Source organism: Desulfosarcina alkanivorans, assembly GCF_009688945.1.
In the GTDB taxonomy this organism is placed as follows: domain Bacteria; phylum Desulfobacterota; class Desulfobacteria; order Desulfobacterales; family Desulfosarcinaceae; genus Desulfosarcina; species Desulfosarcina alkanivorans.
Window position 1 is genome coordinate 575,188 of sequence record NZ_AP021874.1, and the last position, 25,735, is coordinate 600,922.

22 protein-coding genes are annotated in these 25,735 nt (G+C 46.6%); 12 read left to right on the forward strand and 10 right to left on the reverse strand.

Annotated elements, in window-relative coordinates; genetic code table 11:
• Positions 1–52 precede the first annotated feature (52 nt).
• The 7 genes from DSCA_RS02615 to DSCA_RS02645 all read right to left on the reverse strand — a co-directional run bounded on the left by DSCA_RS02615 (position 53) and on the right by DSCA_RS02645 (position 6,572).
• Complete coding sequence (locus tag DSCA_RS02615) at positions 53–739, reverse strand: hypothetical protein (RefSeq protein WP_155314950.1); 687 nt, start codon at positions 737–739, stop codon at positions 53–55.
• Complete coding sequence (locus DSCA_RS02620) at positions 736–2,034, reverse strand: sulfite exporter TauE/SafE family protein (protein WP_155314951.1); 1,299 nt, start codon at positions 2,032–2,034, stop codon at positions 736–738. The genes DSCA_RS02615 and DSCA_RS02620 overlap by 4 nt, the downstream gene beginning before the upstream one ends.
• An 88-nt stretch (positions 2,035–2,122) precedes the next feature.
• A complete protein-coding gene (locus DSCA_RS02625) occupies positions 2,123–2,536 on the reverse strand; it encodes a response regulator (protein WP_174783981.1) in 414 nt (137 codons plus the stop codon).
• The gene (locus DSCA_RS02630) at positions 2,533–2,943 is read right to left on the reverse strand and encodes a response regulator (RefSeq protein ID WP_155314952.1); all 411 of its coding nucleotides are present in this window, start codon (positions 2,941–2,943) and stop codon (positions 2,533–2,535) included. Before DSCA_RS02630 ends, DSCA_RS02625 begins: the two co-directional genes overlap by 4 nt.
• A gap of 59 nt (positions 2,944–3,002) precedes the next feature.
• Complete coding sequence (locus tag DSCA_RS02635) at positions 3,003–3,434, reverse strand: response regulator (RefSeq protein WP_155314953.1); 432 nt, start codon at positions 3,432–3,434, stop codon at positions 3,003–3,005.
• A 30-nt stretch (positions 3,435–3,464) separates the two neighbouring features.
• Complete coding sequence (locus DSCA_RS02640) at positions 3,465–5,198, reverse strand: sensor histidine kinase (RefSeq protein WP_155314954.1); 1,734 nt, start codon at positions 5,196–5,198, stop codon at positions 3,465–3,467.
• Positions 5,199–5,576: 378 nt separating this feature from the next.
• Positions 5,577–6,572, reverse strand: a complete 996-nt coding sequence (locus tag DSCA_RS02645) for an integron integrase (protein WP_155314955.1) — start codon at positions 6,570–6,572, stop codon at positions 5,577–5,579.
• 374 nt (positions 6,573–6,946) lie between these two features.
• Between DSCA_RS02645 and DSCA_RS02650 the strand changes: the two genes are divergently transcribed.
• Both DSCA_RS02650 and DSCA_RS02655 read left to right on the forward strand, forming a co-directional pair.
• A complete protein-coding gene (locus DSCA_RS02650; protein ID WP_155314956.1) occupies positions 6,947–7,267 on the forward strand; it encodes a hypothetical protein in 321 nt (106 codons plus the stop codon).
• Between the two features lie 369 nt (positions 7,268–7,636).
• The gene (locus DSCA_RS02655) at positions 7,637–11,023 is read left to right on the forward strand and encodes a metallophosphoesterase (protein ID WP_155314957.1); all 3,387 of its coding nucleotides are present in this window, start codon (positions 7,637–7,639) and stop codon (positions 11,021–11,023) included.
• 559 nt (positions 11,024–11,582) lie between these two features.
• Here the strand turns inward: DSCA_RS02655 and DSCA_RS02660 are convergent.
• Positions 11,583–12,626, reverse strand: coding sequence for an IS110 family RNA-guided transposase (locus DSCA_RS02660; protein ID WP_155314958.1), 1,044 nt, complete (start codon positions 12,624–12,626; stop codon positions 11,583–11,585).
• Between the two features lie 430 nt (positions 12,627–13,056).
• Between DSCA_RS02660 and DSCA_RS02665 the strand changes: the two genes are divergently transcribed.
• The 4 genes from DSCA_RS02665 to DSCA_RS02680 all read left to right on the forward strand — a co-directional run bounded on the left by DSCA_RS02665 (position 13,057) and on the right by DSCA_RS02680 (position 15,891).
• Positions 13,057–13,713, forward strand: coding sequence for a hypothetical protein (locus DSCA_RS02665; protein WP_155314959.1), 657 nt, complete (start codon positions 13,057–13,059; stop codon positions 13,711–13,713).
• A gap of 111 nt (positions 13,714–13,824) precedes the next feature.
• On the forward strand, positions 13,825–14,406 hold the full coding sequence (locus DSCA_RS02670; protein WP_231716361.1) for an REP-associated tyrosine transposase: 582 nt from the start codon (positions 13,825–13,827) through the stop codon (positions 14,404–14,406).
• A gap of 92 nt (positions 14,407–14,498) precedes the next feature.
• Entirely contained in the window at positions 14,499–15,281 is a 783-nt protein-coding gene (locus DSCA_RS02675; RefSeq protein WP_155314960.1) for a transposase, read from the forward strand.
• A 124-nt stretch (positions 15,282–15,405) separates the two neighbouring features.
• A complete protein-coding gene (locus tag DSCA_RS02680; RefSeq protein WP_197904721.1) occupies positions 15,406–15,891 on the forward strand; it encodes a GNAT family N-acetyltransferase in 486 nt (161 codons plus the stop codon).
• A gap of 535 nt (positions 15,892–16,426) precedes the next feature.
• On the opposite strand, the gene DSCA_RS02685 is transcribed toward DSCA_RS02680, so the two are convergent.
• Positions 16,427–17,470 carry an IS110 family RNA-guided transposase gene (locus tag DSCA_RS02685; RefSeq protein WP_155314958.1) on the reverse strand — a complete coding sequence of 348 codons (1,044 nt, stop codon included), beginning with the start codon at positions 17,468–17,470 and terminating at the stop codon, positions 16,427–16,429.
• Between the two features lie 472 nt (positions 17,471–17,942).
• Between DSCA_RS02685 and DSCA_RS02690 the strand changes: the two genes are divergently transcribed.
• Entirely contained in the window at positions 17,943–18,335 is a 393-nt protein-coding gene (locus tag DSCA_RS02690; protein ID WP_197904722.1) for a GNAT family N-acetyltransferase, read from the forward strand.
• Here DSCA_RS02690 and tnpC read toward each other — a convergent pair.
• On the reverse strand, positions 18,296–19,687 hold the full coding sequence (gene tnpC, locus DSCA_RS02695) for an IS66 family transposase (protein WP_155314961.1): 1,392 nt from the start codon (positions 19,685–19,687) through the stop codon (positions 18,296–18,298). The two genes, DSCA_RS02690 and tnpC, sit on opposite strands and share 40 nt — an antisense overlap.
• A 130-nt stretch (positions 19,688–19,817) precedes the next feature.
• Between tnpC and DSCA_RS02700 the strand changes: the two genes are divergently transcribed.
• From DSCA_RS02700 to DSCA_RS02720, 5 genes are all read left to right on the forward strand, one after another.
• Entirely contained in the window at positions 19,818–20,156 is a 339-nt protein-coding gene (locus DSCA_RS02700; RefSeq protein ID WP_197904723.1) for a hypothetical protein, read from the forward strand.
• Between the two features lie 272 nt (positions 20,157–20,428).
• Positions 20,429–21,289, forward strand: a complete 861-nt coding sequence (locus DSCA_RS02705; RefSeq protein ID WP_155314962.1) for a hypothetical protein — start codon at positions 20,429–20,431, stop codon at positions 21,287–21,289.
• A 336-nt stretch (positions 21,290–21,625) separates the two neighbouring features.
• Complete coding sequence (locus DSCA_RS02710; protein ID WP_155314963.1) at positions 21,626–23,263, forward strand: ATP-binding protein; 1,638 nt, start codon at positions 21,626–21,628, stop codon at positions 23,261–23,263.
• A gap of 181 nt (positions 23,264–23,444) precedes the next feature.
• Positions 23,445–25,511: an ATP-dependent nuclease gene (locus DSCA_RS02715; RefSeq protein ID WP_155314964.1), complete on the forward strand. Its 2,067-nt coding sequence runs from the start codon at positions 23,445–23,447 to the stop codon at positions 25,509–25,511.
• Positions 25,504–25,689: a hypothetical protein gene (locus DSCA_RS02720; protein ID WP_155314965.1), complete on the forward strand. Its 186-nt coding sequence runs from the start codon at positions 25,504–25,506 to the stop codon at positions 25,687–25,689. The genes DSCA_RS02715 and DSCA_RS02720 overlap by 8 nt, the downstream gene beginning before the upstream one ends.
• The last annotated feature ends 46 nt before the right edge of the window (positions 25,690–25,735 follow it).

Below are 25,735 nucleotides of genomic sequence, written 5' to 3' on the forward strand. Positions count from 1 at the left end.
GGGAAAGAGGCCGGCGTGGGGGGTGATGAGGATCAACGGATGGTTTCGACCATCAATGTTCCAGCTGCAGGCCCGCGCCTTCGAACAGGTACATGATGCCGAAGCCATACCACAGGGTGTAGACCACGTAGAAAATCAGCGAGAAGAGCACCACGCCAAAGCGCTCGGAAATCTTCTGACCTTCAATACCATAATAATTGTAGGCCGTCTCCACCGCCTTTTTGTTGACCATTTCGGCGATCCTGGCGGCATTGAACTTCTTTTGCTGTTTCAGGTCGAAATCCATGGCCTTGAGGGCGCTCCACCAGTTGTAGAGCACCGCCTTTTCGGCATACCCGTATTTCGAGGACACCGATGCCCCATCGTTGTCGTACATGAACTGGGCATCGTCCAGGCAGTGGCCGAGGACCCGGACCATATTGCCGGTTACCGTAAGATGGGCGCCGTCCCGGCCGACCTGCGCGCCGGCTTTCATGAACAGGGGCACCGTCTGCTGGGCCTGAACCTCGCTTTTCATGGTCAGGGTGACGGTCATCTCCGGAGACTGGATGGTCTCAACCTCCGTGCGCACCGCATCGACATAGTAGGCCGATCCCTTGGAGATGGAATTGTAAAGGTTGTCGAGGTATTCCAATCCGTTCTTGCCGTCGAACAGGGGCATGAAGATGCAGATGAAGACGGCGGTGAACAGGATCATCAGGATGATGCCGGTATAAAATTTGGATTTGATGGCAATCATGCGTGTTCTCCCTCCCCCCTGAGTTGTCCGATGTTTTTGAAAAAGGTCCCGATCACCCAGATGCCGAAGCCGGCGATAACGATGAAAAAGGCCCAGATCCCAATGGTTTCCAGGGTGGCCCCCATCCCCTTGGAGATGCTGATCACCCCCATTTCTCCCAGCTTGGCCGGCAGGGCGAAAAACCGGTTGACGAACCCCGCCAGCACAGCCATGGCGTAAAAGCCGCGGATGGTGATCTCCGGGACCACCTTGGTGACCATGGCGCCGATCTGGATGCCCAGCAGGGACCCCAGCAGCATCCCCATGGCCAGGGTGTAGAAGATGAACCCGTAGATGGCGTACTGGCTGATGGAGGCGTAGCCGGCGGTGAACACGATCTGGAAGATGTCGGTGCCCACCGTGGTCATGGAAGAGACGCCCAGCATGTAGACGAAAATCGGGAAGGTGAGAAAACCGCCGCCCACGCCCATGATGCCGGCCGCCAGGCCCACCAGACCGCCGGAAAGGACCAGGAAGACCCAGGAGATGCGCCGGCCGCCGGGGGTGAAGTCGAAGTCGAATTTGACCATCGGGGGAATGACCACCGCCTGGAGTTTTTTAGGAAGGCCGCCCAGTTCGGCCACTTCTCCCCCGCCGCCGTGGCCGCCGACGGACGCTTCACCGGCGGCGGTGGCCCGGCGGGCCTTGAGAAAATCGAGCATGGCGTAACAGCCCAGAAAACCCAGCATGAGCGCATAAATCGTGGTGATGAAGGCATCGGAAAGCACCGGGTTCAACTCGTAGAGCACCCGGTTGACCAGCCCGCCGGCCGTGGCCCCGCCGATGGCTCCGATCAGGAAGACCACGGCCAGCGGCACGGATACATTGCCCAGTTTGCGGTGGATGATGCTGCCCATGATTGCCTTGGCAAAAATGTGGAACAGGTCCGTTCCCACGGCCAGGATGCCCTTGATGCCGGCGCTCATCAGGGCCGGTGCGATGATGAACCCGCCGCCGGCGCCGATGCACCCGGTGATCAGGCCGGCGCCCAGTCCGATGAGAATGGAAACGATGAAAATTCCGTTTGAGTAAAAGGCCGGGCTGTATGCTTTCTTGCCGCCGAGGATGTCGGGGATCGTGCTGCCCAATTGGTCGGCGAACACGAGTCCCCCCATGACGATCGGCACCGTCAGCAGCAGAAGCACCAGCACCCGTTTGCGGCTGCCGAGAAGATTGCCGGCCATCTTGATTTCCCAGCGTGCATGGGCCCTGGCCCCTGCCATCATGAATCTGCCCCATTGTCTAAAGAAGTTCATATCCTCCCTCACTTTTCCGGTTGAAGTTGTGTGCAAACCCCGGCAATCGGCCAGAACGAGGCCGAAGGGTCATGGTGGTCACGCGGCGTTACCCGAGTTCCCTGGACCGCTGACGGATCCTGCCTTCGTGGATCGTTTTCTTCTTGAAGGCGTCTTCGGCCTTGTAAAGCAGTTCGTCCATGTCCATGGGTTTCATCAGGTAGTCGAAAGCCCCCATCTCCATTCCTTCAATGGCCACCTCCATGCTGGCGTGGCCGGTAAGCATGATCACTTCCATCAGCGGGTGGCGTTTTTTGATCGCCCGGAGGGTTTCGACCCCGTCCATGCCGGGCATGCGCACATCCAGGATCACGACATCGGTGTCGTGGGTCTCCAGCCAGGCCAGCGCCGCCTCCCCGCTGCCGACCCCATGAACATCCACCTGGCGGCGCTTCATGCGCTTGAGCAGGGTGCCCAGAAAATCCGATTCGTCATCCACCAGAAGCAGTTTCATTTCTGTCATCCGTGTTCTCCTGTACGGTGAACCGCCTCGTTGATTTTTTCCACCAGTTCAGACAGTTCGTGTGGTTTGGTCAAATAATCGAACGCCCCGTAACGCATACCCTCGATGGATGCCTTCTTCGAACCGTGCCCGGTGAGCATGATCACCGGCATGTCCGGGTCCATTTTTTTGAAGATCTTCAGGATTTCGATGCCGTCCATGTCCTCCAGCTTCAGGTCCAGCACGGCCACATCAAAATCGGACCGCCTGAGCAGGCGGATGCCGTCGGATCCTGAAAAGGCCTGGGTGGCGTGGATGTTCCGCTTGGCCAGCCGTTTGGACAGCACCTCGACGAACCCCTTCTCGTCGTCCACCAGGAGCAGACGAATGGGGGGCTGGCTGATGTTGTCGCGGCGGCCTGGATTCATTTTCTCCATCGTGTCCGTCCAGCATGGGTGATTGGGTCCGGAATCAATGTCCGGCAATATCAGGCGCGTCTGGCCGTGATCTCCTTGATCCGGGCATTGATAATTTTCTCTTCCTGTTGGCGTTTCCTGGCGGCGGCCTCGGACACCTTGGTGATCAGGTGGTCCATGTCGCACGGCTTCAGCAGGTAGTCGAAGGCGCCCATTTTCATGCCTTCGATGGCCGATTCCACGGTTGCATGGCCGGTGAGCATGATCACTTCCACCAGCGGCACCTTGCGTTTGATTTCCTGGAGGGCTTCGATACCGTCCATGCCAGGCATCTTCACGTCCAGGATCACCACTTCCGCCTTGCTGCCGTCCATCAGCTGCTCGAGCGCATCCCGGCCGCTGAAGGCCTGTTCCACCACAAGATCCCGTCGTGTCAGGCGCTTGGTCATCGCCTCCACAAACGGAATCTCGTCGTCCACGAGCATAATGGTTGCAATTGCCATGGTTTGTTCTCCTTTGGTTGGTGTTGATGTCTAATTGAAGGTGTCGGATGTCGCCGTTTCTTCGTTTTCAGACGTCTCGTCCGCTTTCACCGGGATGCGGATCTCGAAGGTGGTGCCCGCATCCACGGCGCTCTGGACACTGATGGCCCCTCCCATTTTGTGGATGATGCCGTAGCAGATGGAAAGCCCCAGGCCGGTGCCGCTGCCCACCGGTTTGGTCGTAAAAAAAGGATCGAAAATTCGGGCCAGAATGGCCTTGGGAATACCGGGACCATTGTCCGAAACGCCGATCAGGATCTGCCCCCCCTCCTGACGGGCGCTGATCTTAAGGATCCCGCCGGTCTTGTCCATGGCATCCAGGGCGTTGTTGATCAGGTTGAGAAATACCTGCTGAAGCTCGGAGTGGGAGGCCGAGATGGCCGGCAGCCTGGGCTCGAGGTGGGAGACCAGTTCAACGTTGCTGTATTTGGCGCGCTGGGCCGACAGGGAGATCACCTCTTCGATGAGGGGCCCGATCTCGAAATCCTCGATGCGCGAGTCGGTCTTGCGTGCGAAACTGAGCAGCTTGTGGGTAATTTCCTTGCAGCGCCTGCCCTGGGTGCGGATCTGGTCCAGGGCGCGTGCGAACTCCTGAAGGTCCGATTCGGTTTCATAGGCCCCGTCTTCCATCAGGTCCTGCAGCCAGCCGGCCTCTTCCACCATGATGGCCACCGGGTTGTTGATCTCATGGGCGATGCCGGCGGCCAGTTCGCCGACCGAAGCCAGTTTCCCGGTCTCGATCACCTGGCGGTTCATGATCTCCTTTTCCTTGTCCGAGGTGGCGATGCGGCGCACCATCTTGCCGGACATGGAGACGGCCAGGGCCACGATGGCGATGCCGCCCAGGAAGAAAAAGACCACGGCGATGGCCTGGGCCGTGCGAAGGTCGGAATAGGCATCGCTGCTGGCCTGCTTGTAAACCAGCAGCCAGTCGCCGCCTTTGAGCAGGGCGGAGACATACAGGCTTTTTACGCCCGACCCGTCCAGGCGCTCCTGTATCTCCACTTCCTTGATCCCGCGTTCCAGGGTGGCGAAATAACGGGCGTAAATCTCCGGGTCCGGCGTAAAATCGAACAGCGGTTTGGTCTGGAACCGGCCTTTGCGGTTGAGGATATAGGCAAAGCCGGTCTCCCCGATGCGGATTTTTTCGACCAGGCGGTTGAATTCGACGAAATCGATGGTGGCCCGGATGATCCATTTTTGGCCCATGCAGGTTTTTCGGACCGAGATGATAAAATGGGGGGCCCCCCGCAGGCCCAGAAACACGTCGCTGGTGTAGTATCGGCTTTCAATGGCCTGCTTGAACCACTCCGCATCGGCGTAGCGGGCTTTCTCCAGCCGGAATGGGCCGGCGTAGGCCACCTGCTGGCCCTGTTCGTCAACCACGCCCAGATCCACGAATACGGGGCCGTATGCGCGCTGTAACCGTGCCAGGTGGCTGTCGACCAGGTTTTCCTGGCCGCAGCGGTCAAAGTCGATGCTGTCCGCAAGAAAACGGATGTTCTGCAGGCGCTCCTCCAGAAAACTGTCCATGTTCTGCTTGTGCTTGAGTACCAGTTCTCCCAGGTGGGCATAAATTTTTTCGTGATGGGAGGCACTGAACTGTTTCAGGTTGATCCCGGTGACCAGGAGCATGGGCGTCAGGGAGATGGCCATGACCAGCAGCACCATATTCCGGGTGAGCGACCGGTAGTAGGGACTCAGCGGTTTCGTATCTCGATTCATAGATCTACCTGGCGTTGAGAATTGCTCGGGAGGGAAAATCGTTCCCCCCTGCTACTTATCAAGTTCAATGCCAGTTCCGGAGAATTGAGTAAAAGTTCTAAACCGCAGGTATTGTGAGAAAAACGAGATCCTGGAAAGGATCGCTGCAGTTTGTAAAAAATATTGACTGTCAGGATATTTTACATGCTGTAAAGGGGGGTGACAGGCGGCGGATAAAACGGATCGGTGGCGCCGAGATGCTGAGGAGGTGACGCATCGGGCCGCCGGTGACGGCGGCGTCGTGCCGGGGGGGGATTTGGGGGCGCTCGACAATCACTTCGCAGTTGGGATCGGTCCGGCGGGATATTCAATCGGCAGAGAAGGTCTTTTTGAGGGCAGTCAGGAAAGGGTATCCAGCGGGCTTTTGACGGCGTCGACGTCTGTTTTCATGACATGGGTGTAAATTTCGGTGGTCTTGACATCCGCGTGGCCCATGAGTTCTTGAACCACCCGGATATTGGTGCCGCTTTCAAGCAGATGGGTTGCAAAACTGTGGCGCAGGGTGTGGCAGCCGGCTTTCTTGTGGATTTTTGCGAGCGTCAGTGCCCGTTTGACCGCCTTTTGAAGGCCGGATTCCAGAACGTGATGCCGCCTTGTTTCTCCTGAGCGGGGATCCCGGGACATCTGCTTTGCGGGAAAAACATACTGCCAGGCCGTCTCTTTGGCCGCATTCGGGTATTTGCGGCCAATCGCCGCCGGAAGGTACACCCCACCAAACCCTCGTCCGAGGTCGGCCTTGTGCAAGGCAACCACCGACGACACCTGCTCCTGCAATTCCCTTTTAATGGTTTCCGGCAGAATGACCGTACGGTCCCTGCCGCCTTTGGGACTGCGAATAAAAATTCGTCCCTGCCCGAAATCCACATCTTTGATCCTGAGGCGCACACACTCCATGAGCCGGAGGCCGCAGCCATACAGCAGTTTGGCCATCAGTGCATGCTTGCCTTTCATCTGGCCAAGCAGCCCCTCGACCTCCTTCCGGGTCAGCACGGTGGGCAGGTTCCTGCGGCGTTTCGTGCGGGTAGGGGCGATTCCCGGTCCCAGGTCGATGTCGAGGACTTTCCGGTATAGAAAGACAAGGGCATTCAGGGCCTGCTTCTGGGTGGCTGCCGCCACATTCCGTTTTTCCGCCAGGAAGCTCAAAAAGCGTTCAACTTCGGTTTTTCCCATATCCCGTGGATGGGTTTTCCCACCGTAGAACTTTACGTATTGAAGAACCCAGGATGTATAGGACTGCTCGGTTTTGTATGCATAATGGTAATACCGCAGCACCTCACGCACCTGATCCATCAGGCGGGATTCCGGGTTGGGTTTGAATTTTGGCTTGCTTTCCATTGTTGCGGAACATTATAAGGTTAGGCGGAATGTTTAAGCAAAGCATAAAAATCGTTGCAATACAAGCTGTTATTTTCCGTATTTTATACAAGATAGGGTAATATGTGGACTGCGTTTCCATATATATGCACCCATAGCGCGGAAAAGATTTCCATCTATCAACACTGATAAGCTGGACCGCTCCGCGCTCCAGCTTATCGTCGCCGGCTGCTTCGCCATGGGCCTGAACGTGTCGCGCTGCGCGCTCCACTTATCAGGCCCATGGAGCCGACTGCGATTCTCGCCTCCGGCCCGAAATAAAAACCATTTCGTCCCGGAGCCTGCGAGTCTCGCGCCTCATCCGGCGACGTTGGGCTTGTATTGAATGTAAAATTATGAAGTACCCTTCAGGAGAAGAAATAAAGCTATGGGATCGTGTCCAGATGTGGGACGGTTGCAAGGCTATTGTGGTTTTTTCAAATGACTCTAAGGAATATAGCCCTGCTTTCCCTGAGAAAGAATGGTCCTATCTTGGTAGCGGCGTTATGTTCGCAACTGATAAAGCTGGCTTGATATTTTCCTCGGAGGTCGATTCATGTACAGAACTTATAGGCAGGGGTAATCCTCCAAGTGATATAGAGTGGGCTCCATTCAAAGACTCCTGTTCTGCTCAAGGAGGTGCAAAACCACCTTCAGCGGAAGAATTGAATAAATGAAATGGCCCAACAAGCCTGTTCACTCCGACCGGAAGGGGCGTGCGCCTTTGCCATTGGCCATTGCAGGAGCTTTTCAGGCTTTTTACCATTTACATCATCTGTGTTCCCCTTCCGGCAGGTGACAGGCGGCGATAAGCTGGACCGCTCCGCGCTCCAGCTTATCGTCGCCGGCTGCTTCGCCATGGGCCTGAACGTGTCGCGCTGCGCGCTCCACTTATCAGGCCCATGGAGCCGACTGCGATTCTCGCCTCCGGCCCGAAATAAAAACCATTTCGTCCCGGAGCCTGCGAGTCTCGCGCCTCATCCGGCGACGTTATACGTCAAGTAAATAGGCTATATCGGAATGTAAAAAACAATTAGGAAAAAATCATGGTAGAGATTTCATTTCTTCACTTCACCGACTTACATTGGGGTCAACATGGCCTCGGACATTTTTGGCCTACCTACAAGACCAAACTTAAAGAAGACTTAAAGAAAATGCGAGAAAAGGTTGGAAGGAACTGGGATTTTGTCTTGTTCACTGGCGACTTGGCCTTCTCTGGGCAGAGCAACGAGTATGAGACCCTAACAGAAGTTTTGCAGGAGGTTTGGGAATGGTTTAAAGAAGACGGCTCTGAGCCATTTTTCATTCCTGTTCCGGGAAACCATGATCTCAGGCGATTAGATGATGCCAATCCAGTGGCCATTAGCTTAAGCTACTGGGAGGACAAGCCCAATCTGCGGGAAGAGTTTTGGAGCAACCCAAACTCCGAGTACCGAAAAACCCTGAGAGAAGCCTTCCATGGATATACAGAGTGGTTAGGCTCAAAGCCAGTACCCATGCCGGATAACTTCCAATCCGGCATTTTACCTGGTGATTTTTCGCTATCTATCTCTTTAAACGATTTCAAGCTTGGAATCATTGGCTTAAATTCCGCTTTTCTCCAGCTCACTCAAGAGGATTTTAGAGAAAAAATAGTACTCTCTGCTAAACAAATTATTCCTATTATGGATTCTTCTCCTGATGACTGGTGTAAAAAGCATCACTTTAACATTTTTATGACCCATCATAACCCTTCATGGCTTTCGGAGTCATCCTTGCGTGAGTTCAGGGCCGAAATCTATCCTCCAGACCGATTCAACCTTCACATTTTTGGTCATCTCCATGAGGCAATGGGCATTGAACTTTCGGAGGGTGGATCCACTTCAAGGAAATTTCGGCAAGGGCCTTCACTTTTAGGGCTTGAAAAATATGGTACCAGGGACGAAATTCGAACTCATGGCTACATTGCCAACAAGATTGAAATTCAAGGCCCCTCCGGCACGGAGCGATATTGGCCGCGCATCTTGGTTAAAAAGGCCGGGGGGTACCACGGATTTGATCCAGATACAAAATTCGAAAGAGATTCTGACGATTCGGTTTCCTCAGTTTTCAAGCTTACCCAGGATGAAGAAGCCGATTTAATAGAGAATGCTATAGAGAACAATCAAAATGAGTTTCAAAACATAGCCTCCGAGGATGAAGGAATTCACTCGATTGAAGAAAATGACGATTCTTTAGAGCAGGACCTCACCGCGAAAGACGAGGAAAAATCTACTACGCTCCCACGTTTTATTTGGAAGCTACATTCCCACCATCAGGCAATCCGTCAGGCTGAGCAAGCATCTCTTGAGAAAACCTTGCTTGAGAAACGATGTGGGATAATAGTTTCAGACTGGGGTCTTGGAAAAATTGGCTTCATTGGAACTGTATTGGCGCGACTTGAAAAATCTGATCCTGTTGAGGTTTTCAAAGTCTCATGCAGCGAAACAGAAACATTGGAGCAAATGGACACTATTTTTAGGCAGCAGCTCGGTTTCTCGTTTCAAGAAACAATGAATCTCCTATCAAATTTACCGAGACCTGTTCTTTTTATGGATGATTTTTCTCCTAATTTACTTGAAGAAATTAGAGGGAAAGAGCAACCAGGGGAAACATTTTTGCAGCCCCTTCTCGATTTTTGTCCAACTCTCTTGATAATTATAGCGATGCGACAAGCTCCAAAAAATCCCCTCTATGATGTAATTCACCTACGGGCTCTAGAAATTCCAGACACAAAACTTTATGCCCAAAAGCACGACATAACAGTGGAAGAATTAAAAGATCCCAACATAATCGAAGCTTTACATATGAAATCCGATGGTCTTCCAATGCATTTGGATATGATTATTGAGCAACTTCAAGTTAGTTCTCTAAATGAGATCCTGACATTAGACGATGGGGTTTCATCATTAGACAAAGAATCAGAGCCAGTACCTATCGCGCTCCAAAAGGCTGTGAGAAGCTTGGCCGAATCTAATGACAAGTATAAAAAACGAAGTGCCAAACTCCTTCAAGTCCTAAGTTTCCTCCCCGCAGGAGAAAGCCTTTCTGCGTTGAAGCGTGTATTTCCAACACAGCCATTTTATCCACAAAATGCTGTAGACCTATTTAAATTCGATTTAGTTCAAGCTGAAAATCCCATGGAATTTACAAAAACCGAAGACCATGCATCCGACCTCTTTCGTAGCGGAATCACAGGAGAAGAGAAAAGGCTTGTTGTTCCCAGACAAGTCCGCGATTATGTTAAATCGATAACGCCAGAGGCAGATTTAATTGATATCACAAGGGCGACGCTGTTTTTAATGTTCGGTGATAATTGGCTTAGTGGGAATGCGTTACTTCAGCCCAAAAGAAAACGGACTCTTCGAGGGGTAAGAGGTCTGGGGCCAGGAAATGAGCATGCAGTTGCAGTCAGTTATCTTAGGCAGTCGATTAAAGAAAATGAACCTGCAAAAATTAGAAAATCAATTAAGCTTGCAATCAGCTTAGCATCAGCCTATGCCGATGCTTCAAAATATCGTGATTGCGCTATTGTTGCGGACGAATATTTATCAATTACCACAGGGTTGTTAACAGAAGAGGAAAATAAGCACCTCTCCATTCTATTGGCGAGGGGGCTCAGAATGACAGGAAAAAGAAATAAGGCATTGGCATTACTTGATTCAGTAATTGAGAATAATGACGAATCGATAACTAAGGATGAAAGAGCAGAAATAGAGTTATTGCGAGCTTTAATTTTAGAAAAAAATCGAGACAAGGATGGTGCCCTTGAAGCAGCTAATCGCGTACTGAATCTTGCCTCAAAAGGCTCTGGGCGACATGACCATGCACTTAGTGTGATCATTGATATAGAAACTTGTGGCAAGGAAAGGATAGAAAATCTCGCAAGACACGAAAAAGCAGCCAGGGGTAGAGGCAACTTAGTTGTTGCGAACAATATCGCATTAGACATTTATTCGGAACTAACTGATGAGGATGCCAAGAGTGCAGCTCTTGAGAGCGTTATAAAGTGTAAAAAAGATCCTTACAACAAGATCAGGGCTTTGGTAAATAAGGCAAATTTAGCAAATAAGAATGGTTCTTCCATCTCTTTGAGTATTGCGGAGAAGGCGATGCTGAGGCAAGCGTACTCTTTTCTTTTTACTCAAAGATTAGGCAACCTTTTTGATGAATGCCACAAAGTATTGTGGAAATTATTTAAAATCGAGGATAATCTGAATTATCTCTTATTAATGTTCCGTTTAAGTTCTTTTGTATGGAGACTGCAAGGAAATATCGAGACAGAGAAGACATACGCAATTCAGATACGTGAAACCGCAGAAAAGGGTCTAATTCCAAAAGCCCAAAGGAAAGTTGTGATGGCTTTTGAGTATTTTAAAAAGAGATTGGGCTTTTTCATTTCTGATGTTAATTAAATAGTCGGTCGTCTTTACGTATAACATCTATATGGCCTCCGGTTGTCAAGGAAAAAACTTCTCCCATGGATCGGAATAATCAATTTCTAAGCGAACCTCTTCCGTCTCTTTTCTCGGATCCCTTGACAAGCAATTCGTTGGTTCCGGCTTGCGTCTTCGGTCGCGAGCGTCAGCGCGTTTGGATAACGCGTCTGCACCAAACATCTATCAGGATTGACTGATTTGCCAGATGGTTCTTTGACAATCAGCGTGCCACCTTAAGGCGGCTTCAGAATATATTTCGATTCCCTTATTCCGGCGCAGTCAAAGGTATCGGCTCGTCCGACGGGCGGACGTCCAGTTAGGGTGTCACTCGGATAAGGGGCAGAACACGATCACCACCGGTCAAGCTATCCGTATGCGTGGATGGAACCGAAAGGTGCCGCCAATCAAAGCATTGAGCTTCGGGCATCGGGTCCACTCTTTTTTCGCAGTCGGGCTGCATGTCTTAAATCGAGAGACTCAGATCCGCCCGTTTGATCTCAGTTATGCGATAAGTTGACACCTTCCGGTTCCACATCTATTGATCGAAGAATCGTTTCATGTTGAACGCCTCCTTGTTTTTGAGCATAAAGTAAATGGCCCGGCCCAGCTTGTGGGTGAAGATTCCCAGAGCCTTGCCTTTATTGTATTTGTGTTCCAGTTTGGAAACGAAATACTTTGCCTGGGATGAATCCCTGAGCATGAGGATCGCGGCTTCCTTGATCGCCCATTTGAGATGGTGGTTGCCGATCTTCTTGTTGCTGTGCCCGGCCCACTTGCCGTCGGACTCTTTTACCGGCCGGATCAGCCTGGCATAGGATGAGAAATCCTGTACCCTGGGAAACCGCCTGACATCATGGACCTCGTACAGGATTACCAGGGCCAGGATCTGCCCGACACCGGGGATTGAGCGCAGCAGATATAAAGTGTGGTAATCATGCTGGCGGGCGGTTTTTTCGATATGCCATTCAAGCTTTTTAAGAATCTGATTCATGGCATCGATCATGGCCAAGTCGACTTCGATGCTCTTTCTGACAGCCGGGTCTTCAAACCTTTCGGCGACACCGCCATGGTTGTATTTGCGTGACAATTTTTTCCTGAACGCCGGCAGGTTGTACTGGGTATTGGTGTTGTTAATATGGGCTACCAGTTCGCTGCATCGTCTCGACAGATACATGCGCCGGCGCAGCAGATCCCGTGTTGCCCGCCACTTGGCCGGATAGGGATAAGCGGTGGGAAAATTGCCGCCTTTGAGTAACATGGCGAGTTTGTAAGAATCGATTTTATCGTTTTTGGTTTTGCCGCCGTGGATGGCTTTCATGTATAATGCGTGTCCAAGGACGAAATCGATTTTGTGATCGGCGCACAGATCGGCCAGCCAGTACCAGCAGAAGACACATTCAACACCGACAACAACGTCTTCGATAAACGGGAACACCAGTTCGAAAAAGAGTTCCGGGTCGGTTTTGATATTCAGGTGAACAACAATTTTTCCTTTATGGTCGAGGATGCAGACATACATTTTCCTGGCATGCAGATCGACACCGCAGTAATACTTGTGCTGTCGGTTGTAAAATTTCATGATGTGCCTCCTTTTGCTTGGGTAAGTATTTGTTAGGGGTAACAAAAGTTTACCGTTGCAAGTGAAAGGGGGCAACCCATCATCATGTTTTCTGTTCGAGAATGGGGTATTAAAAAGCTCGTCGGAGAACAGGAAATATGATGATGGGTTTACACGACAGCCCCGTTTCTTTGGGAGGCCATAACTAGTATCAATGCAATTGACGCTGACTTTGAAAAAGCTGAAAATTTTTAGTAATGCAGTAAAATTGCATTGTAAAGTAAATATTATCATGTAGCGACTCGCAACTTTTTCAAAGCAGGTCATTGCAGACGTTGATCAGGCTGCGCTACGCCCGATAACCACGGAGTCGACCGGCAATTTTGCCCCAATAACCAATCACTACGTGCCTGTTATCAAGGCAAAATCGCCGGTCACCCCGGCCCGTTAAATGCCTCAAGGTATTCCCGTGGAAATTTTGAATAATAGAGAGTTGGCCATTGCTTTTTGGTTGATTGTCATCTTTGTCTATATGCTTATCTCTAAAAAAATGGGAGAGGTAAGAAAGTCGTTTAAGAGCCTTTTATCGGCTTTTTTTGCAAGGCAGATAGTATCAGTATTATTTTTGATGCTTATCTACATGGGCTTAATTGTTTATGTGTTGTCAAAATTTGGATTGTGGAACGTTGAACAGATAAAAAACACAGTTTTTTGGTGTGTTTCAGTAGGATTTTTATCTCTTTTTAAGCTGGAGACCATTAAAAAAGATAAAAGCTTTTTTATTAATTCCGTTATCAATAATCTAAAGTTGCTCGCTGTTATTCAGTTTATCATAGGTATATACACATTTCCGCTATTGATCGAGATTACAATTACACCAGTAATAGCGGGAATCGTAGCAATGACAGCTATTACAGATTCAGATCATAAGTATATTAAGGTCAAAAGACTGCTTGATACTTTATTATCAGCTTTTGGTTTTATTGTTATTTGCTACACAATTTTCATGTTGGCTACGCATTTTGGAGAAATCGCTAAAGAGAAAACGCTATTCGATTTTGTAATTCCTCCATTGTTAACTCTTTTATACCTCCCATTCATTGGTTGAAATGGGGTCGGGCCGCGCTAACATATTATAATCAAAAGGAATGAACCTAAAACACGCTATGAAAACCGGCCTATATTGCACTTTTTGGGTGCCAAAAAGAACATTTTAGCCATGGCAAGGGCAAAACGACACTATATCCCAGGACAAATTTGGCACATTACGCACCGGTGCCACAAACGGGAATTCCTGCTCAAGTTTGCTAAAGACAAGCGACGATGGCTGCAGTGGCTTTATGAAGCAAAAAAGCGATATGGGTTAGTGATCCTTAACTATACGGTTACATCGAATCATATTCATCTTCTCGTAGCTGATGATACGGACCGCAAGACAATACCCAATTCCATCAAACTGATTGCCGGCAGAACCGGGCAGGAATACAATCAACGGAAAAATCGAAAGGGGGCGTTTTGGGAAGACCGCTATCATGCAACGGCAATCGAAAACGGTGAACACCTGCTGAAGTGTATTGTATATATCGATTTGAATATGGTTCGGGCAGGGGTTGTGAACCACCCTTCCGAATGGCCTTACAGTGGCTATAATGAAATACAAAAGCCACGAAGGAAATTTGTCCTGATTCATTACGACAGGCTCAGACAACTCATGGGTTTCGATAGTTACCAGGAAGTACGGATCAACCAAAAAAAGTGGGTTGAAGCCTGCTTGAAAGAGAAAGGGGTCGGGCTAAGCTAACTATTAAAAATTATTTGCAATTCATATAATTCTTGACCAAAAAAACGGCCCTATATTGCATTTTTTAGGGGTAAAAAAGACGATATAGACGGATGGCCAGAGCAAAACGACATTATATTCCCGGGCAAGTTTGGCATATAACCCACCGATGCCATAAGAGAGAGTTTTTGCTCAAATTCTCAAGGGATCGTAACCGGTGGCTGCAGTTGCTTTATGAAGCGAGAAATCGTTTTGGGCTGTCAGTATTGAATTATGCCGTGACGTCGAACCATATTCATCTGCTGGTATCGGATGACGCGGGGCGGAAAGTCATACCCGATTCAATCAAAATGATAGCCGGTAGAACCGCTCAGGAATACAATCGACGAAAAAAGCGAAAAGGCGCGTTTTGGGAGGACCGGTATCACGCCACTGCTGTCGAGGGCGGTGAGCATCTATTGAGGTGCCTGGTATACATTGATCTCAACATGGTTCGTGCCGGTATCGTGGGACACCCTTCAGAGTGGGGTTATTCTGGTTACAACGAAATACAGAATCCAAAACGGAAACAAGTGCTGATAAATTATCAGAAGCTCAGGGAGTTGCTTGGATTCGGAACTTATGAAGAGGTCAAGTCCGCTCATGAAAAGTGGGTTGAAAGCAGCCTGGCTAACGGTGACACTGGTCGCGAAGAAAAATGGAGCCGAAGCATAGCCGTAGGAAGTAAAGATTTTATTGACAGAATAAAGACCAAGATGGGGATTATGGCTACGGGGCGCCAGAGAAGTGAAATCGGGGGATCCTATCAACTAAGGGAGGGGCAAACTGTCTATGGTGACCATTTTGGTGCCCAAAAGAGCAATATAGGCCCTGAAAATGCCTATTTTTGGAGCTAAAACATAAAAAATACTGTAGGTTAACTTGGCCCGACCCCATTTCGCCATTTCGCACGCCCATTTCGACCCATTTCGACATTACCAGACTGGGTTTAACCAGGGCTTCCAGTGTATCGCGAGGACCATGCGCCCACTGAAGCCCGCCGTAACGGCAATAAAAATGGAAATAATACGCACCAACAGCTCAAATCAAGACTTTAAAAAAATTTGCAACCAACTTGATAAGGAACTTAATGCAAGGTATGGGCATGAACAGGCAATTTACGACGAGCATAATATAATTGAAGAAAACAAAACAGTAATCGTTGGTTATATAAATGAAATTCCAATGGCCATTGGTTGCTTCAAACAATTAGATAAAGACATTATAGAAATCAAAAGAATGTATGTTTCTACTTTACAAAGAAAAAAAGGTTTTGCATTAAAAATTCTATCAGAGCTTGAAAAGTGGGCAAAGGAACTTGGGTATTCAACAGCAGTCTTGGAAACAGGCAAAAAACAACCTGAAGCAATAAGCCTGTATAAAAAAGCCAATTATGAAGTAACTGACAATTATGGCCCTTACGTTGGTATTGAGAATAGCGTATGTATGAAGAAAATCATGTTATAACATCTATATGGCCTCCGGTTGTCAAGGAAAAAACTTCTCCCATGGATCGGAATAATCAATTTCTAAGCGAACCTCTTCCGTCTCTTTTCTCGGATTCCTTGACAAGCAATTCGTTGGTTCCGGCTTGCGTCTTCGGTCGCGAGCGTCAGCGCGTTTGGATAACGCGTCTGCACCAAACATCTATCAGGATTGACTGATTTGCCAGATGGTTCTTTGACAATCAGCGTGCCACCTTAAGGCGGCTTCAGAATATATTTCGATTCCCTTATTCCGGCGCAGTCAAAGGTATCGGCTCGTCCGACGGGCGGACGTCCAGTTAGGGTGTCACTCGGATAAGGGGCAGAACACGATCACCACCGGTCAAGCTATCCGTATGCGTGGATGGAACCGAAAGGTGCCGCCAATCAAAGCATTGAGCTTCGGGCATCGGGTCCACTCTTTTTTCGCAGTCGGGCTGCATGTCTTAAATCGAGAGACTCAGATCCGCCCGTTTGATCTCAGTTATGCGATAAGTTGACACCTTCCGGTTCCACATCTATTGATCGAAGAATCGTTTCATGTTGAACGCCTCCTTGTTTTTGAGCATAAAGTAAATGGCCCGGCCCAGCTTGTGGGTGAAGATTCCCAGAGCCTTGCCTTTATTGTATTTGTGTTCCAGTTTGGAAACGAAATACTTTGCCTGGGATGAATCCCTGAGCATGAGGATCGCGGCTTCCTTGATCGCCCATTTGAGATGGTGGTTGCCGATCTTCTTGTTGCTGTGCCCGGCCCACTTGCCGTCGGACTCTTTTACCGGCCGGATCAGCCTGGCATAGGATGAGAAATCCTGTACCCTGGGAAACCGCCTGACATCATGGACCTCGTACAGGATTACCAGGGCCAGGATCTGCCCGACACCGGGGATTGAGCGCAGCAGATATAAAGTGTGGTAATCATGCTGGCGGGCGGTTTTTTCGATATGCCATTCAAGCTTTTTAAGAATCTGATTCATGGCATCGATCATGGCCAAGTCGACTTCGATGCTCTTTCTGACAGCCGGGTCTTCAAACCTTTCGGCGACACCGCCATGGTTGTATTTGCGTGACAATTTTTTCCTGAACGCCGGCAGGTTGTACTGGGTATTGGTGTTGTTAATATGGGCTACCAGTTCGCTGCATCGTCTCGACAGATACATGCGCCGGCGCAGCAGATCCCGTGTTGCCCGCCACTTGGCCGGATAGGGATAAGCGGTGGGAAAATTGCCGCCTTTGAGTAACATGGCGAGTTTGTAAGAATCGATTTTATCGTTTTTGGTTTTGCCGCCGTGGATGGCTTTCATGTATAATGCGTGTCCAAGGACGAAATCGATTTTGTGATCGGCGCACAGATCGGCCAGCCAGTACCAGCAGAAGACACATTCAACACCGACAACAACGTCTTCGATAAACGGGAACACCAGTTCGAAAAAGAGTTCCGGGTCGGTTTTGATATTCAGGTGAACAACAATTTTTCCTTTATGGTCGAGGATGCAGACATACATTTTCCTGGCATGCAGATCGACACCGCAGTAATACTTGTGCTGTCGGTTGTAAAATTTCATGATGTGCCTCCTTTTGCTTGGGTAAGTATTTGTTAGGGGTAACAAAAGTTTACCGTTGCAAGTGAAAGGGGGCAACCCATCATCATGTTTTCTGTTCGAGAATGGGGTATTAAAAAGCTCGTCGGAGAACAGGAAATATGATGATGGGTTTACACGACAGCCCCGTTTCTTTGGGAGGCCATAACTAGTATCAAATCGCTCCACCTGACCAGATTTACCGCCTAAAATCGGCGGTAAATCTGGCAGGTGAGCTCCAATGATAAGCTGGACCGCTCCGCGCTCCAGCTTATCGTCGCCGGCTGCTTCGCCATGGGCCTGAACGTGTCGCGCTGCGCGCTCCACTTATCAGGCCCATGGAGCCGACTGCGATTCTCGCCTCCGGCCCGAAATAAAAACCATTTCGTCCCGGAGCCTGCGAGTCTCGCGGCTCATCCGGCGACGTTAGCTGAATAGAGATTGGAGGCACACCTATATGATTATACGATTAGAAAGAAAAGACGATTACACCCAAGTTGAAGAACTTACAAGAGAAGCCTTTTGGAATTTATATTTTCCTGGATGTAATGAACACTATTTATGTCACATATTACGTGGGCATAAAGATTTTATCAGTGAACTTGATTATGTAGTAGAACTTGATGGTAAAATAGTTGCTTCCATTATGTATACACACTCTTATTTGATCAATAATGATGAAGAAACAGTTCAAACTGTATCTTTTGGCCCTCTCTGTGTTCATCCCGATTATCAACGAAAAGGTATTGGCTCGGCATTAATTGAAAAGACAAAATCATTGTACGCGTTCACGGGATATTCCCGTATGAATCAAATCCAGGAAAGGTCAGGCATTATATTACGAAAGTAGGAAGCAATACATTCCACGAGAAATGGGAACGTGGGCTTTTCATTTAAACGGCAGGTCTCTTTCAGTGACAAGATCCGCTCGACCCACCGATTACCCTTTTCGCTTTGGGTTCCCAGACTGCGTTTTCGCCACAGCACACCAAAACGTAAGGCCCGCTCAGCGCGATTATTTGTAGGTTCGACGCCATGGTGATCGAGAAAGGTCCACAGACTGTCCATTTCCCGTACGATCTGACGGGCAAGTCTACCAGCATCGGTCTTGTCCTCCTCCCAAAGGGAGACGGTGAACAAGAAGAACGTATAAAAATCCGACCACTGTTTTGAGTCGGGAGGTTCTTTGGCAAACGATACCAGTTGCCTCAGCCAGGCGGCGACGATTTCTCCGAAGCGGCGAAGGTCGGGTTTCTTTCTTTCCGTCAGGGCATCGGCCTTGCGGATCAGGTGAGCCAGGCAGGTTTGGCGGTGCACCCATTTTTGGTATAGGCCGTATCCATCACTGACCAGAATGCCGTTCCAATCCTGGATTAAGTTTTCGAAGGCCTCCTTAGACCGGTGTGGGTCGATACGATAAAATGCCACCCGTTCATTTACCATGGCCCACAGCCAGTGCAGATCATTTTGCTTAAACCAGGATGTTTCGTCGATGTAGTTACACCAAAAGCGTCGGGCGATCTGGCCGATGCGTTCGTAGACTGGCAATAGCGCATTTGAGGTGCGGTCGACAATTTTCTGGATGGTTCCGGTGGCAATGGGAATGTCTAATACAGATTCGCACAACTTTTTGACATCGTTTCGGCTCATGCCCTTGATGCCGCTCAGTTCACCGATAAAGGCGGTAAAACGAGGACCGTAACCGGTGGACATCTCAGGTGGCAGCATGGCTTTGACCACGTTACCGCAGTTAGGGCAATCGCATTGCTGGAGAAGATAGTGATTGACTTGCATTTCGATTTCGGGAAGCTCAATATGTTGATGTACGTAAAACGTTTTCATCTTTTCCTGATCGAAAGCCGAATGCCCGCATGAGCAACGTTGCGGGGTCAACCAATAGCTCTCGGTCGGGTCCAGCACTTGCTGCTGGTGCGGCTTATGGCCTTTCTGACCGCCTTTAGCCTTTTTGCTCTTTTTTTGCTTTCTCTTCTTCCTCGCAAAAGGTGGATCGGAAGACGGTGGCTTGCTGGAGTTGTGAGAATTTTTCCGGGTCCGAACCTCGAGCTTCTCGAGCCGTTTTTCGTGGAGTGCAATCCGCTGTTCCATATCGAAAAGCGTCCGTTCCAGAGCCATGATGTAATGACGCACCGGCTCTGGCGTCAGTTGCCAATCGAGTTCCGAAAAAGGTCTTTTGAGTGCCATGAAAAGCACCCTATCATAGCCAAAAAGAAAAATCTAGATTTATTTTGAATTATTCCAGATGGTTAGGAACCTTGCTTTTGTGTATTGATTTCGGGGACTTGCGAAGCCAATCGGACCATCAAAGTACCCCGTGAATGCTTACAAATCATTAGTTGCAAATATGGGAGTCCCAGCAATTATTATTTACGGCGATCCACACAATTATTGTAAGCATGGCTTTAAAAACGGTATTGACTATCAAGTAAGTAATATGGATGGGGAATATCCGTTTGGATTACTCGTTCTTGAACTTCAGCCAGGATTCTTTGGAAATAAAAAGTGGAAAATTAAGCAAAGTGATGCGTTTAATTTAGATCAAGACGAGGCAAATAAATTTGATAAAAAATTTCAAAAAAAAGAAAAGAAATATCAATATAGCCAAGAACTATTTAAAATGACCATAAGAGCTTACTTAAAAAATAACAGCTAACAAAACGTTTCACCATCGCTCCACTACGTTACGCTGGACGCGCGTGATCGCGCGCCGGTGAACTTACCGATAAGCTGGACCGCTCCGCGCTCCAGCTTATCGTCGCCGGCTGCTTCGCCATGGGCCTGAACGTGTCGCGCTGCGCGCTCCACTTATCAGGCCCATGGAGCCGACTGCGATTCTCGCCTCCGGCCCGAAATTAAAACCATTTCGTTCCGGAGGCTGCGAGTCTCGCGGCTCATCCGGCGACGTTAACTGATAATCGAAATAATATGGATAAGTCGGAAGTTTTAGAAACATTTAAGATGTCGTCATCTATGAGAGGCCTAATCATTGTGGGGCTATTACTATTTGGGATAGGCCTCGTTGCCAGCATCGTCATTCCAATATTTGACAAGCGAATATTTAATATTTTGTGGATTTGGATACCAATTATAATTGGATACGTTTTCTTTTTAAAATTATTCATTACAGCCTGGAAACAACGCAATAATTACATTGCAACAAATAATGATGGTATCTCTCTTTGTTCTCCTGAATCACAATTAGAATTTATAAGATGGTCTGATATTGATCGTTTTAAAGAAAATAACATTTTTGAGAGGCTAACAGTTATTGATAGGTTTGAAAAACATATAAATGTAGAATATGAGCTTGAGAATTTGAATAAATTTTTATCCATTCTGATTGCCAATATAGCTCACCTTAAAGAAAAATACTCGTCTTTGAAAATTTTTCATAGAACAATTCATCATCATACATTCTATATTGCTTTTACCCTGTTTCTGATTCCTTTTATTGTCTACAGCATTTATTCAGGTTTATACTTACCTTTTATATTTTTTACTGGTTTATTTGTCTTTTTTGTTTACCTTGCTCTTGCAGAGTTTATTAAAATCGAAATTAAAGATGATAGAATATTGATAGTCTATCCTATTTGGAAAAAAATCATAAATATATCAGACTTAGAGAGAGTCACAATTGAGAATTTTCGGGTTGGCGGTGGCAAAGCATCCCAATGCGTTTTTTTGAAAGTATCTGATGGAAAAAAAATAAAATTGAATTCTATTAAAGAAGGAACTATTCCTTTATATCTATCGATAAATAGAGAAGTGGTACAGGGAATCAGTTAACCTATCACTTAAGCGGGACCGGGAAAAGCGGCGGCATTTTGAAAGGTCATATTTTATTTAAAATCTGAAGTCTATTGAAAATATGTCAGGGCTTGTTTCCCGGCCCCTTAGTTCAAACGATAAGCTGGACCGCTCCGCGCTCCAGCTTATCGTCGCCGGCTGCTTCGCCATGGGCCTGAACGTGTCGCGCTGCGCGCTCCACTTATCAGGCCCATGGAGCCGACTGCGATTCTCGCCTCCGGCCCGAAATAAAAACCATTTCGTCCCGGAGCCTGCGAGTCTCGCGGCTCATCCGGCGACGTTAGCACCTCATAATTACCAATGGAGGCACAAAGAATGACATCAACAGATTCTACAAAAATAAAGCCGAAAGTCCATGATCTTAGTACATTTAAACAAATCATGGAAAGTCGTTCCCATCCTCTTGACATGCTTCGAGAAGCAATAAGCAATATGATGGCTCCAGAGGTAAAGGCATCTGAACTTAAAATTCAGCATTACAGTCATCCAGAACATAATGCATCATTTATATTAAAAGATGATGGCATAGGTATGACTTATACCGAAGATACCGATAACCCTGGCAGGTTGGATCGTTTTATTGGCTTGGCATTTTCCCGTGCTGCTGGACTTGAAGCTGACTATTGGGGCTGGAAGGGACTTGGTTCAAAATTGATGCTGAATTGTAACAAATTGGTTCTCGAAACATGGACAGGAAATAATAAAGACAAGTTCATTATTCTAAATATCATCAACCCAAGAAATTCTCTACTTTCAGAACCTCCTTTGGCACCTGATTATTATCTGACACAACGTGAATCTTTACCATCAGATACAAAAGGCACAAAAATAGAAGTCTTAGGATATGATGGCGGTCAAAAAATGTACTCTATTGACGAAATAGAAAGATATTTATATTGGAATACTGCTGTTGGAATAACAAAAGAAATCAATCACAAACCAAGAATATCACTCAAGGTGAATTCAGAAGAAAAAGAATTAGAAATTGGATACAAATTCATAACACCACAATTTTTGCTGGATGGCAAAAATGATTGGCGTACTGTTGTTATTGGAGAACCAATTTCTAAATCTAATAAAGTGGTTATTGACGGTAACGACAAAGAAATAAATGTCACTTTGAAAGGAGGATTCACTCTTGATACAGGGAAGTTTGGTTTATCTCCCCATCGTTACAACACTGGTTTAAGGTTATCTGTGAAGGGAATACCGTACTTTCAATTCCCTTTCTACGAATACAAGGGAAAGAAATTCCAACAATACAAAGACTTATGTAGTTTTGTGGTTGAGTGTGACGAAATTGAGTCTAAGCTAAATCTTGACAGAAGTAATATAAGCAATCAGATGGGTGATGATCCCGCTGTAAAGGCTTTCAGGAAATTAACATCAAAATGCTTCGATGAATTTACAGAATCATCATCATATAAAGAATTTGAGAAAAATAGAAAAAAAGAAGACGAAAGGAATAAAGCTGCTGCTGTCAGGAAACGTCAATCTGCTTTAAGTAAGCCAGACCAAGAGTACGCATGTATTGAATCTAATGGAGAAATTAAGCTAATCCATAGGGTTCCAGACAAATCAGAGATGCACACATTATGTATATTCTGGAAACTTGAAGCTTTAGGTAAATTGCCATTTGAGAATTTTATTACATGGGAACATACAAAAAAGGATGGCATAGATGTAATTGCATCATTCCAAATAGATGATGAATCATCATTAGAAAATTTTGTTCCTGTTGAGTTTGAGGCAACATTTGAAAATTACATCAATCATGGACACAACCCAAAGCAAACTAAATGCATAATATGTTGGGAAATAAATAATAAAGCTGTATTGCGTAAAATCAAAGATTATCTGTTCTATTATGATGTTGATGATACTTCAATTCCAGTATACGAAATCAAGTCTTTTCCTGAAATTCGAATACATAAATATTCAGAAGTGAGCTAAGTGCTAACAAAGCAAATGCACTCGGACTGCCAAAAGCTGCGCCGCTTCGCTCTGCACCTTTTGGCAGCCGGTGATTTGCGGGTTGGGCGGGTTAAATTTTGACCTACTCACATGATACAGCGAAGAGCCAATTATAATGTAAGATCTGAAGCGCTAATCGGTGCTCGAAAGGAGTACATCTGTGTATATTTCGAAAATTAAGCTGAAAAACTTCCGAAATTTCAGTGAAAGCGAACTTGTATTTAACGATGGCGTTAATGTTATCATAGGACACAACAATTCGGGTAAAACAAACCTGTTAAAAGCTTTATCCTTGATATTTGATAATAACACTTCAAAAAAGCTAACTGTCGATGATTTTAACCAATCGATTAGCGATTTTCAAAACCCACCGCGGATAGATATTTCAGCCATTATGAAACAGTCAGAAAAGCCTGAAAACGAAAACAAAGAAGATCAGAATACTGTTTCAACCTGGCTGTTAGACATCACCCCTCCTTATGAAGCGATGCTTACTTACTCATTCTTCCTTCCTGATCAGGAATTAGAAGAATACGAAAAAGAGCTTGAAAAGTTATCCAAATCAAACCCGACTGTCAAAGACTATTGGAGGATGATCAAAAGAAAGTTTATAAGAAAATATATTTCGAGAATATACGGAGGGAGGCTTGAATTAAACAATAGAGCTGAATCGGAAAAATTGGACAGATTTGATTTTCAATTTTTAGGTCCTGTAAGGGATGTGGAAAAGACCATGTTTACAGGCAGAAATCCTATGTTGAAAGAAATTTTGGATTACTTCCTCGACGATGATATAGCAAAAAATGACAAGTTGGATGAAGATCATAAACGAGAGGAAATCGATAAAAGGGAAAACCAATTTTATAATGATTCAAAAGCAGTCATCGATTTATTAAAAAGAAGGGTGGAAGTTAATTCGATTTTAGAATATTCGAGCGACACAGGCGCTTCATTGGGAGGGAAACCAAAGTTTGAAGGCGAAATTAGTGAATCAGAATTGCTTTCCGCCCTAAAGCTCTTGATTGAAAATAAGACAGGAATAACCATCCCAGCAACCCACAATGGGCTTGGGTACAATAACTTGATTTATGTCGCCTTAGTTTTAGCAAAAATGCAGATGGATTGTTCGAGCTATGTTGGAGTTGAAAATGCAAAAGTTTTTCCTATGCTAATCATTGAAGAACCGGAAGCGCATTTACATCCTGCAATGCAATTCAAGCTTTTAAAATTCCTGAAAGAGAATATTAATCAAGAGAAGCAAGTGCGACAGCTTTTCATCACAACCCACTCAACCCATATTACGGCAGCTGTTGCCCTTGATGAGATTATATGCATGTATGTTGATGATTCTGATACCCTATGCGTTTCTTATCCGGGAAATGTTTTTGATCTGACAAAAGATGAAGATAGAAAGTCAAAAGCATATGTGGAGCGTTTTTTAGATGCAACAAAATCCGATATGCTTTTTTCAGATAAAGTAATTTTAGTTGAAGGATTGGCTGAACAGATCTTGCTTGACTGCCTTAGCGAATATGAAAACAAACCTTTGGTTGACAGGCATATTTCCGTTGTGAACATTGGCGGCAGGTATTTTGAGCATTTTTTAAAGCTTTTCAATTTTGATAAAAAAGATGTTTTCAAAAAGCATGCAATTAATAGAATGGTCGCGTGCATTGTTGATTCCGACCCCACTCGCTTAGAAGATACAAAATGGAAAAAGTGCTTTCCTTTTGAAATTAAAGAAGATGAAAAACATAAAGGAATCGCAGATAATGTTAGTTCCTTAGAGAGTGATAAATCATCCAATATCAGTATCTTCTGCAATGAAACAGGGAAAGGTAAAACATTGGAATACGATATTGCTTTTGAAAATCCAGATTGCAAACTTCTTATTACAGACAGCGTCATTCCTATGCATAGAAAAATTATAGAGCAAATAATGGATAACTATTCAACTGCAAGTTTTAAATCCTTAAAAGAGACCCCAAATGTTGATGCTGATGTTTGCAATTTGCTTGAGGAAACTGGTTGGGATGAGGATGATAAGAAAAAAGGAATTGTCGCTTATCATTACTTTAAGGCTGTATCTAATGCAAAGGGCGAACATGCAATGCAGCTTGAATATAATTTAAGGAAAAATCTGGAAAGTGATAAGCCCGTATCATTCAATATTCCAACTAATTTTAATGAAGCAATAACCTGGATAAATGGATTATCACATGATTGACTGGGATAAATGCGAAACAATTGATTCTGATTCTGAGATACCAGATATAGAAAGACATTTCCGTGTTTTTGCCGGACCAGGTGCTGGAAAAACTCATTGGCTTATAAAACATATCAAGAATGTTGTAAAACTGAAATGGGGTCGGGCCGCGCTAACATATTATAATCAAAAGGAATGAACCTAAAACACGCTATGAAAACCGGCCTATATTGCACTTTTTGGGT

Coding starts and splice junctions, on each gene's coding strand:
- DSCA_RS02680 (WP_197904721.1), top strand. CDS start 15,406: ATGCGCCCACTGAAGCCCGCCGTAACGGCAATAAAAATGGAAATAATA.
- DSCA_RS02645 (WP_155314955.1), bottom strand. CDS start 6,572: ATGGAAAGCAAGCCAAAATTCAAACCCAACCCGGAATCCCGCCTGATG.
- DSCA_RS02655 (WP_155314957.1), top strand. CDS start 7,637: ATGGTAGAGATTTCATTTCTTCACTTCACCGACTTACATTGGGGTCAA.
- DSCA_RS02640 (WP_155314954.1), bottom strand. CDS start 5,198: ATGAATCGAGATACGAAACCGCTGAGTCCCTACTACCGGTCGCTCACC.
- DSCA_RS02690 (WP_197904722.1), top strand. CDS start 17,943: ATGATTATACGATTAGAAAGAAAAGACGATTACACCCAAGTTGAAGAA.
- tnpC (WP_155314961.1), bottom strand. CDS start 19,687: ATGGCACTCAAAAGACCTTTTTCGGAACTCGATTGGCAACTGACGCCA.
- DSCA_RS02630 (WP_155314952.1), bottom strand. CDS start 2,943: ATGAATCCAGGCCGCCGCGACAACATCAGCCAGCCCCCCATTCGTCTG.
- DSCA_RS02710 (WP_155314963.1), top strand. CDS start 21,626: ATGACATCAACAGATTCTACAAAAATAAAGCCGAAAGTCCATGATCTT.
- DSCA_RS02675 (WP_155314960.1), top strand. CDS start 14,499: ATGGCCAGAGCAAAACGACATTATATTCCCGGGCAAGTTTGGCATATA.
- DSCA_RS02615 (WP_155314950.1), bottom strand. CDS start 739: ATGATTGCCATCAAATCCAAATTTTATACCGGCATCATCCTGATGATC.
- DSCA_RS02670 (WP_231716361.1), top strand. CDS start 13,825: ATGGCAAGGGCAAAACGACACTATATCCCAGGACAAATTTGGCACATT.
- DSCA_RS02685 (WP_155314958.1), bottom strand. CDS start 17,470: ATGAAATTTTACAACCGACAGCACAAGTATTACTGCGGTGTCGATCTG.
- DSCA_RS02665 (WP_155314959.1), top strand. CDS start 13,057: ATGCCTCAAGGTATTCCCGTGGAAATTTTGAATAATAGAGAGTTGGCC.
- DSCA_RS02705 (WP_155314962.1), top strand. CDS start 20,429: ATGGATAAGTCGGAAGTTTTAGAAACATTTAAGATGTCGTCATCTATG.
- DSCA_RS02720 (WP_155314965.1), top strand. CDS start 25,504: ATGATTGACTGGGATAAATGCGAAACAATTGATTCTGATTCTGAGATA.
- DSCA_RS02620 (WP_155314951.1), bottom strand. CDS start 2,034: ATGAACTTCTTTAGACAATGGGGCAGATTCATGATGGCAGGGGCCAGG.
- DSCA_RS02635 (WP_155314953.1), bottom strand. CDS start 3,434: ATGGCAATTGCAACCATTATGCTCGTGGACGACGAGATTCCGTTTGTG.
- DSCA_RS02625 (WP_174783981.1), bottom strand. CDS start 2,536: ATGACAGAAATGAAACTGCTTCTGGTGGATGACGAATCGGATTTTCTG.
- DSCA_RS02660 (WP_155314958.1), bottom strand. CDS start 12,626: ATGAAATTTTACAACCGACAGCACAAGTATTACTGCGGTGTCGATCTG.
- DSCA_RS02650 (WP_155314956.1), top strand. CDS start 6,947: ATGAAGTACCCTTCAGGAGAAGAAATAAAGCTATGGGATCGTGTCCAG.